This is a genomic window from Paenibacillus hebaui (assembly GCF_051934385.1).
GTDB lineage: Bacteria > Bacillota > Bacilli > Paenibacillales > Paenibacillaceae > Paenibacillus.
Window position 1 is genome coordinate 3,684,476 of sequence record NZ_CP196836.1, and the last position, 16,197, is coordinate 3,700,672.

General features: G+C 42.7%; 14 protein-coding genes and 1 pseudogene. 14 read left to right on the top strand and 1 reads right to left on the bottom strand.

Features of this window, described 5'->3' with window-relative positions; genetic code table 11:
* Positions 1-17 precede the first annotated feature (17 nt).
* The 10 genes and pseudogenes from ACR32F_RS16095 to ACR32F_RS16140 all read left to right on the top strand — a co-directional run bounded on the left by ACR32F_RS16095 (position 18) and on the right by ACR32F_RS16140 (position 7,368).
* A complete protein-coding gene (locus ACR32F_RS16095) occupies positions 18-986 on the top strand; it encodes an NAD(P)H-dependent flavin oxidoreductase (protein WP_440108651.1) in 969 nt (322 codons plus the stop codon).
* Between the two features lie 36 nt (positions 987-1,022).
* Positions 1,023-1,250: an SDR family NAD(P)-dependent oxidoreductase gene (locus tag ACR32F_RS16100; RefSeq protein ID WP_440108653.1), complete on the top strand. Its 228-nt coding sequence runs from the start codon at positions 1,023-1,025 to the stop codon at positions 1,248-1,250.
* A 33-nt stretch (positions 1,251-1,283) separates the two neighbouring features.
* Entirely contained in the window at positions 1,284-1,709 is a 426-nt protein-coding gene (locus ACR32F_RS16105; RefSeq protein WP_440108655.1) for a MarR family winged helix-turn-helix transcriptional regulator, read from the top strand.
* A gap of 354 nt (positions 1,710-2,063) precedes the next feature.
* Complete coding sequence (locus ACR32F_RS16110) at positions 2,064-3,167, top strand: Gfo/Idh/MocA family protein (RefSeq protein ID WP_440108657.1); 1,104 nt, start codon at positions 2,064-2,066, stop codon at positions 3,165-3,167.
* A 269-nt stretch (positions 3,168-3,436) separates the two neighbouring features.
* Positions 3,437-4,783 carry an NtaA/DmoA family FMN-dependent monooxygenase gene (locus ACR32F_RS16115; RefSeq protein WP_440108658.1) on the top strand — a complete coding sequence of 449 codons (1,347 nt, stop codon included), beginning with the start codon at positions 3,437-3,439 and terminating at the stop codon, positions 4,781-4,783.
* Positions 4,784-4,797: 14 nt separating this feature from the next.
* Complete coding sequence (gene nfsA / locus ACR32F_RS16120) at positions 4,798-5,538, top strand: oxygen-insensitive NADPH nitroreductase (protein WP_440108660.1); 741 nt, start codon at positions 4,798-4,800, stop codon at positions 5,536-5,538.
* A 138-nt stretch (positions 5,539-5,676) separates the two neighbouring features.
* Complete coding sequence (locus ACR32F_RS16125) at positions 5,677-6,102, top strand: MarR family winged helix-turn-helix transcriptional regulator (protein ID WP_440108662.1); 426 nt, start codon at positions 5,677-5,679, stop codon at positions 6,100-6,102.
* Positions 6,103-6,207: 105 nt separating this feature from the next.
* Positions 6,208-6,444 (top strand): DUF896 domain-containing protein, encoded by a 237-nt coding sequence (locus ACR32F_RS16130; RefSeq protein WP_440108664.1) that lies wholly within the window; start codon positions 6,208-6,210, stop codon positions 6,442-6,444.
* A gap of 235 nt (positions 6,445-6,679) precedes the next feature.
* Positions 6,680-6,853, top strand: a pseudogene (locus tag ACR32F_RS16135) (RNA chaperone Hfq); the annotation flags it as partial.
* Positions 6,854-7,242: 389 nt separating this feature from the next.
* On the top strand, positions 7,243-7,368 hold the full coding sequence (locus ACR32F_RS16140) for a family 1 glycosylhydrolase (RefSeq protein ID WP_440108666.1): 126 nt from the start codon (positions 7,243-7,245) through the stop codon (positions 7,366-7,368).
* Between the two features lie 386 nt (positions 7,369-7,754).
* Here the strand turns inward: ACR32F_RS16140 and ACR32F_RS16145 are convergent, their stop codons facing one another.
* Positions 7,755-9,425, bottom strand: coding sequence for an FAD-dependent oxidoreductase (locus tag ACR32F_RS16145; RefSeq protein ID WP_440119900.1), 1,671 nt, complete (start codon positions 9,423-9,425; stop codon positions 7,755-7,757).
* Between the two features lie 554 nt (positions 9,426-9,979).
* Here ACR32F_RS16145 and ACR32F_RS16150 point away from each other — a divergent pair.
* The 4 genes from ACR32F_RS16150 to ACR32F_RS16165 all read left to right on the top strand — a co-directional run bounded on the left by ACR32F_RS16150 (position 9,980) and on the right by ACR32F_RS16165 (position 16,184).
* Positions 9,980-11,692, top strand: coding sequence for a histidine kinase (locus tag ACR32F_RS16150; protein WP_440108668.1), 1,713 nt, complete (start codon positions 9,980-9,982; stop codon positions 11,690-11,692).
* A complete protein-coding gene (locus tag ACR32F_RS16155) occupies positions 11,689-13,095 on the top strand; it encodes a response regulator transcription factor (protein ID WP_440108670.1) in 1,407 nt (468 codons plus the stop codon). Before ACR32F_RS16150 ends, ACR32F_RS16155 begins: the two co-directional genes overlap by 4 nt.
* 374 nt (positions 13,096-13,469) lie before the next feature.
* Positions 13,470-15,209 (top strand): sugar ABC transporter substrate-binding protein, encoded by a 1,740-nt coding sequence (locus ACR32F_RS16160; protein WP_440108672.1) that lies wholly within the window; start codon positions 13,470-13,472, stop codon positions 15,207-15,209.
* 60 nt (positions 15,210-15,269) lie between these two features.
* A complete protein-coding gene (locus ACR32F_RS16165) occupies positions 15,270-16,184 on the top strand; it encodes an ABC transporter permease (RefSeq protein ID WP_440108674.1) in 915 nt (304 codons plus the stop codon).
* The last annotated feature ends 13 nt before the right edge of the window (positions 16,185-16,197 follow it).

Consider the following 16,197-nt stretch of genomic DNA (forward strand, 5'->3'; position numbering starts at 1 on the left):
AACAAGAGGAGAAATTAATGATGAAAAACCGAATTACAGAACTACTTGGAATTGAGTATCCTATTATTTCAGCTGCGATGACATGGGTCACTTCGGCAGAATTTGTTGCAGCAGTATCCAATGCAGGGGGAATGGGGGTGCTTGGACCTAATGCTGGTCAGTCGGAAAAAGCAACGAGTGCGGAAGATATGGCGGATCGACTGACCAAAGAAATTCGTAAAGTGAAAGCATTAACCGATAAGCCCTTTGCAGTAAACTACATTTTCCCAATGGGAGGGGCCGCAGAAGACCCATTTACGAATGCTGTTTTTGATGTCTTGCTTCAAGAGAATGTAAAAAACGTTATAGCCATTGGACAACATGTGGTTGAACGTGAACTTCAACGACTGAAAGAACATGATATTAAGGTCGTATACAGAGACTTGAGCCCAACGGTAGAAAAGCTTGTAGAAGCTGAGAAAACAGGAGTAGATGCGCTTATCGTTACAGGTTATGAGGCTGGTGGCCATATGAGTGATTATAAAATCAGTACGCTTTCGCTTGTTCCACAAATCACTTCAATTGTGAAAATACCTGTAATTGCTGCCGGTGGGATTATAGATGGTCAGGGAGCGAAAGCAGCATTTTCAATGGGTGCCGAAGGTGTGTATATGGGGACAAGGTTCATTGCAACGAAGGAAAACCCGGCTAGCATTGAAACGAAGAAAGCCATTGTTAATGTGAAAAGTGAAGAGTTCATTGAATTTAAATCAGGTATGGGACATTTGAGAACCATTCCGACAGAAGCGGGCAAAAAAGCATTAGAACTCATTAATCAAGGAAATCATGCCGAAGCCTACAAATACTATGGAGAAGGGTTCAAAATAGGCATGTTAGATGGCGATTTGATCAACGGTACCATTAGTGTATCTGAAGCAGCTGGTGGCATTCAGCACATTCTTACGTGTCAAGAAGTGGTTGATGAAATTGTTAAATTCATTGGATGAAGATCTCAACAAAAATTTGATCAGGAGGGGGATTAGATGGGAAGACTTTCGAATAAAGTAACCATGATTACTGGAGCTGGTGCTGGTCAAGGGGAAGCTGAAGCGTATTTGTTTGCTAAAGAAGGAGCAAACGTCATTGCTACGGATATCCAATATGAAAGTGTACAAGCTGTAGTGAACCGTATAAATAACGATTTCCCTGATCGTGCTATTGCCATAACGGGTGCTGATTATGTAATTAATGGAGGATTGTCTGTGAAGTAGCCCGCGAAATAAAATGAGAGGGAGGATGAATGGATGACAGATCAGGTGGATTGTGATATTCGTCAGTCGTTAGATCGAGTTTCCTCTCAAATGCGTCGACATTATAGCGAATCTCTAAGAGAACTTAACCTCTACGTGGGCCAAGAAAATTTACTGTATCGCTTGTGGTTAGACGATGGGATCACACAAATGCAACTCAGTGAACATCTAAAATGCGAACCTCCTACAGTAACAAATATGGTTAAATCACTAGAGCAAAATGGATTTATATACCGGAAACGTGATGAACAAGACGCAAGAGTAATGCGAATATATCTCACCGAAAAAGGAAAAGAATTAGAGGTTCCCGTTGATATCAAATGGAAAACACAACAGGAAAAATTACTACAGACCATTTCTGTAGAAGATCGTTTGATCCTCCGACAATTAATCCAGAAATTAGAGCGGAATTTATCATGAATTCTCCATCATCTGTATGTATTTAACAAGCTAAATAGTTGTGATTTAGTATCACCATGAGGAAAGAGAATATTTTGGCGCCACCCCATGTGTGATTACCCAAAGAAGAGAGGTTACTTTTTGAAAACAATTGCTATAATCGGGGCTGGTCCCGGCCTGGGTTTTTCACTGGCCAAAACATTGGTATGACCTATACATGAACAGAGCACAGGCAGAGGAGACTTTTCCCAAAAGGATCAAGCAATTAATGAATTAATTGGGACGCTAGAGCATATCAAAGATTTTTTCATGATTGATCTGTTGAGATCAGGATCGGCTGAGATAATACATTTAAAATAAGGGAGATGTTTTACATTGAGTAAAAAAATTCGTACAGGAATCATAGGCGCTTCAATTAATAATGGGTGGGCGAGTGGTACACATATTCCGGCCATTGAGCATTTGGATGAGTTTGAGCTTACAGCAGTGGGGACAAGCAATATGGCGAGTGCGAAGAAAAGCGCAGAAGCTTTCTATGCAGATCACGGCTTTGATAACATGGAGGAGCTGGCTCAACATCCTGATGTGGACATGGTAGTCGTCAGTATAAACGTCAAGGAACATTATAACGCCGTCAAAGCCATCGCGCCTGCTGGAAAACCGATCTATTGTGAATGGCCACTGGGATCCAATACAGGTGAAGCACTTGAAATGCAGGAATGGGTAGCATCCGCAAAATTGCCAAATGCGATTGGATTACAGGCCAGACAAGCCCCGGCCGTTCAGTATGTGAAAGATCTATTGGCAGAAGGTTATGTGGGTAAAGTCTTGTCTGCCAATTTAAAGGTTTCTATTGATGGCATGGGTGGCGTGGGCGACAAGTCCAGTGCGTACCTATTTGATCGGAAGATTGGAGGGAATTTGCTGACTATTGTAGGTGGACATAATCTGGATGCATTTACCTACATGCTTGGGGACTTTACCGAACTTTCTGCTCTCACAGCACAGCAGTTTCCTGAAGTCGAATTGGTGGATATTCAGAAAACCATGAAGAAGACGGCGGATGATCAAATACTGATTACAGGAAAATTAACGAGTGGTGCCGCAGCCAGTGTTCATATTCAAGGTGGAGTCAAACATCAAACAGGACTAACACTTGAAATTTTTGGAGAAAAGGGCACAATCGTGCTGAGTGCTCCGGCATCCATTCAATTCGGATCACACCAACTACGTGGCGCTGGACATGCGGACAATGAGCTTCGTGAACTAACCATTCCCGATTCTTATTACTGGGCTCCACATTCTCTAAAAAATGACTCGGGATTTGTTCTGAATATGGCTCAAGCATATCGTAAATTTGCCCAAGATATTCAAGAAGGCACAACCTTAACACCTACTTTTGCGGATGCGGTTAAACTTCATCAGTTACTGGATGCCGTCGAAAAATCAGCACAGACTGGTGAACGTCAATATGTTTAATGCTTAAACACTCGAATCCGCAGCAATCATGTACATTGCAGCTGCGGATTCTTGATCTTTTACGAGCACTTCTAATCTATAGGTACAGAAAGTTGTACTATGTTCATTTAAATTGCCCTCTTTGCAGATTTATCAAAGAATTTTATGATAGTATCAATGTCGCTGAACAGAGTAATATCGTACAACATTTATTTAGCAGGCTAATTATTAGTCATCACATGAAGGGATTCCACTCTGTGCCTATCTGGAATATAAGGAGAAGAAACGATATGAAAACAAGAAATGGGATGCAACTGGCTTTACAGATGGTTTCCGGCTATGGAGGCGAATTCAGCGCATGGAGAATGCCTGGCACTGACCCTGCAGCTTACACTAATATAGATAGTTATGTGGAGCGGGCTAAATTGGCTGAACAAGGAAAATTTCAAATGATTTTCATTGCCGACACTCCAGTATTATCCAACAACTTAGGTCCTCAGACGCCTATGTTCCCTATGGACCCTATGTTAGCACTGATGGCTGTAGCAAGAGAGACGAACCACATTGGGCTTGTTGCTACTCTCTCTACGACATTTAATTATCCATATAACATCGCACGTCAGTTCAAAGCACTGGATGTAATCAGTCATGGACGTGTGGGATGGAATGCGGTTACCACATCCGACCCCTTAGCGGCAGCAAATTTCGGTGCCGGGGTTGTTAATCGCAAAGAACGATATGACAAAGCACATGAAAGCATACAAATTGTTCAGGCATTGTGGGGGAGTTGGGAACCAGATGCTTGGACGTTGGATGTAGAAGGAGGGAAGTTTGCCGATATGGACAAAATCCAGCCTATATATCTACAAGGTCAATATTATGCATCTCGTGGTCCACTACCCATTCCCCCTTCCGAGCAAGGGCAGCCTGTTATTTTCCAGGCAGGAGGAGGGAGTGAGGGATTGGAATTGGCGGGGAAATACGCTTCGGGCGTCTACGCCAATCCTTATGATATAGCGTCTGCTCGTGAACACAGACAAGCCATTCGGCAAAGTGCTGCCCGTTTCGGTCGAAACCCTGATGATATCAAAATGTTTGCAGGTTTTATGTTTTCTCTGGCTTTAACGGAAGAAGAAGCGTTGGATCGTCGAAAACAGCTTATGAGCTTCAATCCCCAGGAAATCCCTAGTAGGGTAAGTTACCTCGGTTCCATGATTGGTTTACCCTTATCGGTAAACTCGGTAGATATTGATAAACCTTTATCGGCCGACATGTTGAAAAATGCATATGCCAACCCAATGGACCCACGTTCTCCAATAGCCTTGAAGTTGTTGTTACAAGGGCTATCCGTTCGGGATGTTCTCGCCCACGGGGTCATCAACTATCATCCCGTCGTTGCAGGCACACCCACACAGGTTGCTGACTTTTTAGAAGAATGGTTTTTGGCTGAAGCATGTGACGGATTCTCAGTCGTGCCCGATGTATCTTTTGATGGTGTTGCTAATTTTGTAAATCAGGTTGTGCCCATCTTGCAGGAGCGTGGTTTGTTCCACAAGGAGTATGAAGGAAAAACACTACGAGAGAATATGGACGTTCCATACGAATATGGAATGCGGGAATATGGAATAAACGAATAGAGGAGAGGATTTTAATGAATCATACGCTTGAATTGCTTCATAACCATACATCGTTTCGTTCTTACACATCTCAACCCCTGACTGAGGAACAAATCGATGCAATCTTTCAGGCTGCGAATCAAACTTCATCGTTCAGTCTCCTGCAGGCCGTGTCCATTATTCGAATCACAGATCCGGTGCTTCGAAAAAAGGTCAGACACCTTTCTGTCAATCAACCTTACATTGAAGAAGCGGCTGAGTTTTGGATTTTCTGTGCAGATTTCAACCGAAATCATCAAATTGCCCCGGAAGTGGATATCGAATATATTGAATTTCTGTTAATCGGTTCATTCGACGCCGGACTGGTGGCACAAAATGCGTTGACCGCGGCCGAATCCTTGGGGCTAGGCGGGGTGTTTATTGGTGGGGTCAGAGCAAATATTAACGAACTATCTGACATATTGAATTTACCGAAGTATGTGATCCCTTTGGTGGGGTTATGCATCGGTAATCCAGCTGGAGATAAACCTGAGCTGAAACCTCGGCTCCTTCAATCCATGGTTTTACTTGAAAATCAGTATCAATCTCTTGATCAAGAGAAATTAGCTATCTATGATGAGAGCATGTTGAAGTATTATGAAAATCGTCCGACGAGAGCCCCTTTCACCGTGAAAAAAGTAAAAGGATGGAGTGACCATATCCAGGATCATCTCCAGAGAAGTATTCAGCCTCAGATGATGGACTATTTGAACAAGCAAGGATTTGCTAAAAAATAGGTTTATGACAAGGCCAAACTTCCTGAACTTTAGAGTTGCCCTCAATAGGCGGTAGCTCTAAGGTAAATTGACAACTGTAATTTATCGTGATACATTTAGTATGCTAAATATCATTTGGACGACAGGAAGGGATAATTCATGACAGATGCAGTAGATTGTGATATTCGACAGTCGTTAGATCGGATATCCTCCCAAATGCGTCGGAATTATAGTGAGTCGCTTAGGGAGCTTAATCTCTATGTAGGGCAAGATAATTTGTTGTATCGTCTGTGGTTGGGTGATGGGGTAACACAAATGCAACTATGTGAACACTTGAAGTGCGAACCACCAACGGTAACAAACATGGTTAAATCACTGGAGCAGAACGGATTTATATATCGTAAACGTGATGTACAAGATGCACGGATCATGCGTATTTTTCTAACGGACAAAGGAAAAGCATTAGAAAAACCGGTTGAGATTAAATGGAGGGAGCAGCAGGAGAAATTGCTTCAATCCATTTCCACGGAAGATCGGTTGATATTAAGACACCTAATGCAACAAATGGAGAGGAATATAGTATGACTCTCTATTTGATCATATATATTTAGCTTGCTAAATATATATGATCAAATTTGCCAAGTATAATCAAGCTTGGCTCCACAAATAAAAACAGAGGAGCGTATGAACATGCTGATCCCATATCTGGACAGAATTAATGAATTAAGCAGAAAACAAAATAACACCGGTCTGACCGACCAGGAGAAATCAGAACAGATGGAACTTAGGCAAAATTACTTGAAAATGATCCGAGGGCAACTTCTAACAACGATGCTTGCGGTATCCGTGGTTGACCCTGAAGGTAATGATGTCACACCATCCAAATTGGTTGATGAAAAGAAAATCCATTCCAATAGCAAGATATAATTAATGTCTATTAAATTTATGGAACAGAGTAGCTAATCACGGCATTTTGATATATCTGTACAAGTTCTTGTTCCGAGCTGAATACAAGAACTTGTACCTAAAAATACAAAGCGAAGTTAAACGCAATTATTAAGCAATCCGGGAATTCCTTCCCTTGAGTTATAGCAGTGAGAGAGAGGGATAGCAGAATGTCTAAAAACAATATGAGTTAGAAAACAACACACAAGATAATCTACTACAAAATCTCCAGAATCAACGCCAAATGTGCACTATTATAACTACGAACGGTGTTCATCTTAAAGGCATAATTGAAGGTTTCGATAGGTATGATATTATTATCATTTCATCAGCAGGAAGAAAAAGTTTGTTAAGTAAAAAAGCAATATCCACCATTGTTACAGAAGAATAATAAGTATTTCTGGAATGAGTTTAATTGTTTTAATTTTGTAAAGTTATCGAACTTAGCAGGTTGGTAGTGCTCCTAACAAATCCATAAAAGTATGGAATCCCTGTGTTAGACCTATATCTGTATATCAGTGAGTTTTTAAAATCCTGAACGTACATTAAGATAAAGCTTTCACTCACATTTTCCACTGTTGATCCTTACTCATTACACTTTATCACGTCCTTCACTACAGATCCTCATTGATCTTCACTTCAAATCTAAATACAAAAAGTTGTACTAAGTTCAAATATATTGCCCTCTTTTCAGATTTAAGAAATGAGTTTGAGATGATGTCAGTGTATTAATATTGCTGATGTTACAGTTAGAAGTGGCTCATTATAGAAGGACTGGTCATGAAAATGAAAGAAGGATTTTACTGGGGCGGTGCAACGGCCGCGAATCAATTCGAGGGTGGATGGAACAAGGGCAGCAAAGGCCCGAGCACATGTTATGGCTTCATTCCATGTCAACAAGGATAATGATGGTAACGGTGACCTCAGCAGAAAGCCGAAGAAGAGTTTCCACTGGTGTAAAAAAGTCATTGAATCCAATGTTGAAGAGCTATAAATTAATGTTGTAAAAAAGAGAGGTTGCACCCGCTTCTTCCTTCTAAGGGAATAGGCGGGTTTTTGCTTCTGAAAAATCAACTCACAGTTCCTTTTAAGTAGTGTCTCAATATAGAAAACCAAATATTTTGTTGTATTCTCTCTAATTATGACGACACAGGATAGTGCAAACAGTCTTTTCATAAGCTCAACATCTTCCGAAATACTGACGAATGTGCGTTTGAGGCTCTGCTTCTCGATTAGGCCGTTAATCGATTGATACAGTTCCGTTATTCGTCTATCATGGCAATCTGAATGATTTATTTCTTTTCTGTGGAATTCGAGTAACGAAGGTATAGCTGATAATTCTTGTTGCCTCCGGACAGGTTATATACTTTATCAAACCCCAGGTTAATTAGAATGTTCTGTGCAGCATTCCCGGTAGTTCCCTTGTTACAGTAGGTGATGGTTGGCTTCTTGGAATCCAATGTTCCCGCTCTTTCCCTTAGGTCACTTAGGGGAATATGCTGTGCACCATGAACGTGACCTGCTTCAAATTGCTTTTTGGAGCGTGTGTCGATAATTTGATAATTCGCTTCTTTACCCACCAGTTCAGACGGAGATAAGAGGGAACGCTCGTGACGAATTGCATTATCTAGCGCCATCCCGGTATATAAGACAGGGTCCTTCGTTGTGGAAAAGGGAGGAGCATACCCCAAATCCAGATGAAAGAGATCTTTGACGTGAGCTTTGAAATGCAATGCTGTCGCCAGCACATCCAGCCGTTTGTCGACTCCTTCTTTACCAACGATTTGAGCACCTAATAGACGACCGCTTGCTCGGTCAGCTATGGCTTTAATCAAAAGTTCACTGCCGTTCATATATTCAGGCTTTGCTGGCTTGAGATTGTATAGAACTTCAATGTCCCATCCATCTGCACATGCTGCTTTTTCAGTCAGGCCCGTTGTGGCAACGGCCAGTTCAAACACGCGGAAAATGCCAGTTCCCAGAACTCCTTGGAATTCCAGATCTCCGCCTGTAATCACATCTCCAGCAATTCGGCCTGTTTTGTTAGCTGTGGAGCCAAGTGGATGGTAAAATGGCTTACCTGTAATCGACAAATAACTTTCAGCTGCATCACCGACTGCGTAAATATTCTCATGGCTTGTTCGCATATGCTTATCCACTTGAATAGCGCCTGTCACACCCAGTTTTAGATCGGCTTGCTTCGCAAGTGTAACGTTAGGGCGGACCCCAGTCGCCAGGATTACCATATCGGCATCGTAACGATGACCACTTTTCGTTTCAACGGCATAAATATGATTGGATTCATCCTTGTGGATGTGGCTGACTTCCTCATTCGTATGCACTTCCACACCATTTTGTTGCAAATAGTCCTGTACGCGGAAAGCAATCTCTGGATCAAAGGAAGACATGATTTGGCTTCCTCGTTGTAAGAGGGTTGACTGAATTCCTTTTTTCGTAAATTGTTCAGCGATTTCCAATCCTATATAGCCTGCACCAATAATAATGGCTTGTTTAGGCTGGTTGGTTTCAATAAACGTATTAATATGCCGCGTATCCTCCATTGTTCGTACAGGAAAAACATTTGAACTTGGGGTATTGAAAACATCTGGAATGACTACATTTGCACCTGTAGCGAGAACCAGCTTATCGAATGATTCTTCATGTACTACTCCACTAGCCAAATCGGTGACAGTCACGGTTTGTTTCACCGGATCAATAGAATTGACTTCGTAATTAATATTCATCTGGACATTGTATCGCGCTTCAAACCATTTTTTATCACGAGGGATAAGTTCAGATATTTCAGAGACCTCATCGCCTAAGAAATAAGGGATTCCGCAAATGGAGTATGAAATATCCGGTCCCTTTTCATAAACAATAATTTCAGCTGATTCATCATTTCGCCTAGCTTTGGCTGCCACGGATGTCCCAGAAGCGACTGAACCTACAATAACAATCTTCATCATTCATCCTCCTTAATCATTATATAAACATATTATCATTTGCTTATTAAAAAAGAAACCAGATTCATTGCTCCTTGGAAGTGAAGGTAGTGGGGCAGATGGCTTAATCAGAAAATGAAACATAAGGGCTTTGCACTGGTTAATCTCTAAAAAAATCATATTTTGGAGTTGAGAAAAGATCGTTTAGTATTACAATGATAATATCAAGGACAAGAACTTGTACCGATTGCCGAAATGGACAAGAACATAGTCCGATTTGTAACATGTTATCTGTTTCTTTAAGCTAACGAGCAGGATAGTGGCACCGTTCAGTATGAAAGCGTTTGACTAATTTGAATATCAATCTATAATGATGAAAGGAAATTGGACTTGGATAGGACACAGACAGATTGTCCTGATTTGTGTCAGACTGAATGGATTAAAATGCCGACAAGCTTCAAATTGGCCGAGGGCTATGAGGAAAACGATAATCGGTATAGCTGTATGTATATTCACAGCAAGCTTCCATAAGTAGGAGGCTTGTTGTTTCATTTTTAGAAGGAGAATAGGTCAAAATGACACTTAAAAAAAGAATCTTTTTATTGTTCTTTCTCAGTGCGTTTATCCCCTTTATCAGCATATTTGCGATTTCTTACTATACCCTTGACTCCATTTTCGCAAATAAGATCGATGATGGCATCCGTAGCAATTTACAGCAGGTGACATCCTCATTGGAGAATTCAATCACCAATCTGAATCACGTTACGCAGCAATTGTCTTACAGTGGCACTTTAGGCAAAAGGATGGATGAATTCTTAAATCCGTCCTCTGATATCTTCGAATTGATCGAGGCCAGGGACGAATTAAAGAGCGAGTTAAGCGTTGTCACGTTTACCAATCCAAATATCGGTTTGACCTTATATTACTTCCAGAAAGAAGGCACTACGCAGTTCGGTAACTTTCCGATCAAGGATCATTTTTCTCCTGAGTCTTTGCCCATGCTCTTCCAAACCTATGGAATTAAGTACTATGGTCCCCATATCAGCATGAACCGATTCGATGACCAACTCGTTCTGTCTGCTATGCGAAGAGTACAACTTCCCAAAAGGGACGACGTGTACATTTACGTAGAATCCGGCTTTCGTCTTACACAGGATATCTTGGGTTACAATCAATACAACAGCGCTTTATCTCATCTGATCCTGGATGGAGAAGGCAACATTGTGTACAGTGAAATACCGGAAGCCATGAAGGTCGGGGAGAATTTCTCCAGCTTAACAGCCGATCCTGCCAAGGACGGAATATCCCGCGGGTATCACTGGTTTAAGGAGGATTCCTCACAGAAATGGAGTATCGTATCAATCATTTCGCAGGCTCAATATCAACAGGAGAAAAACCAGTGGTTGCTTCAAATATTGCTGGTCGCTTTATTTTTCCTCGGATTTACAATATTTCTTGCTTGGCTTCTGTGGAAGATGGTCTACAAACCACTCGGACTCTTCCATTCCGAAATCAATGGGATGTCCAAGAATCCACAAACGACAGGGAACCGAACTCGAACTCAGATTCCCGAATTTGATTTTTTGCTGGGTGAATTCTCCAATATGCAGCATCAAATCGGTGACCTTTTCAAGGAAGTACAGCAGAAAGAGAAGATTCGTGCAGACCTGGAAGTGGAAAAACTGCTCTATCAGATTAACCCGCACTTTCTGATGAATACGCTGGATACGGTGCACTGGCTGGCCGTCATGAACGGACAAGGGGAGATCGACAAGCTGGTGCAGTCATTGAACAAGCTGCTCTATTACAATTTGGGCAAATTAGGGCAAGTATCCACGATGGAAGAGGAGATTGATGCGTTAAGGCAGTATCTGATATTGCAGCAAATTCGATATGACTTTGAATTTGACGTCCGCATTACTGCAGATGAACAAGTGCTTCAAATTCCTGTGCCCCGCTTTATTCTGCAACCGCTGGTTGAAAATTCGCTATATCATGGATTGAGTGACGAAGGTTTTATTCAAATTGAAGTGACATGCACAGCAACATTGAACATTATGATACAAGATAATGGTACAGGCATGACCGAGGAAACCATTCATAATCTGCTGAACAATCGTGAAGCTGAACAACAAAAAGTAGGGATGGGCATTGGACTCAATTACGTTCACCGCATGTTGAAGGCACAGTACGGGGATCAAGCACAACTGGTGATCGAGAGTGAATTGGGAACAGGGACAAGCATACTGCTCGTATTGCCTATTAAAGGAGAAGATATCTCGGCATGATTAAGGTATTGATTGTAGATGATGATAAGCTGGTACGTAAAGGCATTAGCTCTGCGATGCCATGGAACGAGTTCAACATGGAGGTTGTAGGAGAAGCAAGCAACGGGGTGAAAGCACTGGATTTCCTGAAATCCCAACCGGTCGATCTGATGTTGACGGATCTTGCGATGCCCGTAATGTCAGGGATCGAACTGATGCGAGCGGCGAGGCAGCTCTATCCTGAACTTCATATCGTTGTGTTAACACTGCATCAGGATTTCGATTATATCCAGGAAGCGCTCAGGCTGGGAGCCATCGACTATATAGCCAAAGTCCAGCTGGAGAAAGAGCAATTCGAACATGTTCTGCATCGGATACATACCCGAATTGACGGGTTGACGAACACTAACCGAAAGATGCCTTCGCAGAATGAAATCAATGTCCATTATCGAAAAGTGTATGCACTTGTTTCACTGGATCGCAAATCAGAACATATGTGGCCAATGGAGCTAACTGCGCATGAAGATGAGATAAGGTGGGAGGTAGAGCGAAATAGCTGCATGTGGGCTGCACCACCGTACGAAGAGGATCAACTATTTCATCAATTGAAGGAATCCCTGGATCAAATCCCCCAAAGTACGTTATTGGTTTTGTCTGATGTACAAGAGCGTACGTGGTCGCAAATCAAAAACTGGATTATGAATTATACAGAGACATCTTTATTCTATGCGTACAACCCCAATAACCAAGTCATTGCCGTTTCGATGAATGAGGAAGACGCATTTTCAAACGAACCGCAGGATGAGGACCTTGACCGGATTAAGCAAAGTTGGTTCCAAACACCATGGACCCACCATGACAGTTACTACAACCAACTTATTGACCAGTTTATATCATTACGATTACATAAAGGTCAGTTGATGGGATTGCTGTACTCGATCGTTATGGAGTGGAACAACCTTTTTGCCCAAACTACGCTTGGAAGAATCTCCATGATCCATTCTTTCGAGTCCTGGTACAAGGTTGAAGAATGGATCAAGCAGACTGCTGCAGGCATTCGAAAGGTCGATGAACAGATTTCGTATTCACAGGAAATCATCGATGCCGTGAAAAAAGCGGTGATGATCGTGCAGCATGATTTGGAGCAGGCCTATACAGCTTTAGCTCTCTCCCAACAACTCAACATCAGCCGAAGCTATTTCAGTCAATGTTTCAAAGATCTGATGGGGAAAACCTTTAATGAGTATTCCCGGTTCATCCGGGTAGAGAAGTCCAAAGAGTATCTGCTTAATACAAACAACACGATTTTCTGGATTGCGGAGCGAGTGGGTTATACAGATGAAAAATACTTCAGCCGGATTTTTCGCGAACTGACAGGTCTTCTGCCAAGCGAGTATCGGCAGCTAGGCAGAGGAAATAAATAACGGACATCTTCCCAATGACCGAACATCCATTCAATGAGAAAAGTGACCGTATTCCATAATGATCGTTGTAGGCCGTCATATAAATGTACAAGAGACATTATATCGATTTTTGATAAATGAAGGCCGACAGTTTCCTGTTTTAGGAGCTGCCGGCTTTTGTTTTTGATCAAGAAATAAGGATAGATAGACGAATGTAAGTCAGTAGGTAGGGTATATGCTCACAAGCTAACCCATGCTTTATGACACCGGTTGAAAACCGTATACATTTCTCTATCCAAACGGACGTGTAATCCCTATCTCGATTGGTCTTCAATCCATTTTATAATGAAAGCGTAAACATAATTGAACATCAGAATAAAGGGGAATCGAATTAGATGAGAACAAAATGGTCCATGAAAAGCAAACGGTTGACGAAACGTCTGGCAGTGCTGTCCATGTCTGCCTTGATGGTTGCAACCCTCGCGGCATGTGGAGACTCTTCCAATCCTCCTCCTACTGCAGAGGAAGCAGGCAAATATGAGGTAACGCCGGGAGATCCGTTCAGTGCCTATAAAGACGAAATCACCGTAACCATGGGACGGGTAACCACAGCCAACCCGAAACTGCCGGCTGGAGATACCTATGAGAATAACGCCTATACCCGGCTGGTCAAAGACACGTTTAACGCTAAGATTACTGATCAATTTGAAGCCAATGGCGAAGATTATAGCCGTCAAGTTTCGCTCGCCATCGCCTCTGGGGAATTGCCTGACATGATGCGCGTCGATTCCAAAGATGAACTGAAAGAACTGGTGGATAATGATCTGATTGAGGATCTGACTGCCATTTACGATCAATATGCTACGGATAACATCAAGCAGATGTACGATTCCTATGATGGACGTGCATTAGACAATGCGACGATCGACGGACGTTTGATGGGCCTCCCGGCGACTTCTCTGGATTCCGCACCAACGATGGTTTGGGTCCGTCAAGATTGGCTGGATCTACTGGGGATTCAACTGGATGCAGACGGTGACGGCGCCCTTTCACTGGATGAAGTGGAGAAAACAGCACTGGAATTCCTGAAAAGAGATCCTGGCCAATCCGGGAACCCGGTAGGTATTCCATTTGTGAACACGCTGAATACAACAGATTATAATGGCTCTGCTTATACCATGCTGGGTGTTGCCTCAACCGAGGGCGCATTCCCACAATATTGGATGAATGGTGAAGATGGCAAAATCGTGTATGGTTCCACGACAGAAGATACCAAGCAAATGCTGGGCATCATGGCGGATTGGTTCAAGAATGGCATCATTGACCCGCAATTTGGGACCCGCACGTTTGATGACATTACTGCACTCTACGCCAATGGCCAAAGCGGTATCGCTTTTGGACCGTGGCATATCCCTGACTGGGGACTGATCAGCGTGAAGCAGATGGATAAAAATGCAAAATTCTCGGCGTATACGTTGGAGGATGCAGACGGCAATGTTAACGTGGCGCATGCCAATCCATCCAATCAGTTTATCGTGGTGAGAAAAGGATATGAACACCCTGAACTGGCCGTTAAGATTGTAAACCTGTTCTACGATAAACTGGCAAATGATAAAGATGCCGCAGCAACCATGCCGGAAGCTGCCAAGTATCAGGAGACCGGGGTAGACGGTTCTACGAGACCTTTTAATATCGAAGTCAACTCGGCTACATCGCTGCTGGATGATTACTCTGACGTCGTTCGTGGGATTAAAGGAGAGATTGGCCTGGATGAGGTTCGCACAACCGAATCGAAGAACAATATCGGAAGCATCAAAACCTATTTGAGCGACATGGATACGGATGACGCGACTGCTTGGTCGAAATATCATTCGCGGATCAACGGAGTTGGACTGATCGACAAACTGACACAGGAAAACAAATTCGTTTGGATGACACCTGCTTTCTCTGGAACTACATCAAGCATGAAACAGACTTGGGCCAATCTGACGAAGTTGGAGCAGGAATCGTTTATCAAAATCGTGACGGGTTCAGAACCGCTCGATTACTTCGATACATTCGTCAGCAATTGGAAGAAACAAGGTGGTGATCAAATCATTCAGGAAATTGAAGATGAGGTCGCATCAAAACAATAAACATCATGAATACTGGCAAGGCTGCGTTACGCAGCCTTTCTTCAGAAAAGGGGTTCATCCATGAAACAGGGGAAATTGAAAGCAAGAGGCCGGCTTGGCGCAGGTGCCATGTACCATATGATGATGCTGCCAGGCATTTTGTTTTTGCTTGTATTCAGCTATGTTCCAATGGTCGGCATCATTACGGCTTTTCAGGACTATATACCGGCCAAGGGCATGTTCGGCTCCGAATTTGTAGGGCTGAAGCATTTTATTTATATGTTTAAGCTACCGGATATCGCGCAGGTCGTCAGCAATACGTTGGTGATTGCTATTGGCAAGATTCTGCTCGGAACGATGATGGCCATCATTTTTTCCGTTTTGTTAAATGAAATTCGTATTAAATACGTAAAAAAATCCGTGCAGACGATTGTTTATCTGCCACACTTTCTATCCTGGGTTGTACTGGCATCCGTCGTTGTCAACATGTTCAGTTTGGACGGAATTGTGAATCAAATGTTGGCGTTCTTTGGCCTGGAAAATATTAATTTCCTTGGCAGCAACACCTGGTTCCAGCCACTGATTATAGGAACAGACGTGTGGAAGGAGTTTGGTTACAGTTCCATCGTTTATTTGGCTGCTATTACGTCGATTGATCCCGGTCTGTATGAAGCGGCAGGAATGGATGGAGCCAGTTGGTGGAGAAAAGTATGGCATATTACGTTGCCAGGCATGCTCCCTATTATTCTGCTCATGGGTGTAATGAGCCTGACCAATATTTTGAGCGCCGGTTTCGATCAAATCTATAATCTGTATAACCCGGTTGTCTATGAGTCGGGCGACATTCTGGATACCTATGTCTACCGGATCGGTCTCGTTGGGCGACAGTATAGCTTCGGTACGGCTGTTGGCTTGTTCAAGTCCGTGATCGGCATTGTTCTGCTCTTGTCTGCCAACCAGTTGGCCAAAAAATATACGGACCGAAAAATATTCTAAGGAGGCCAAACCT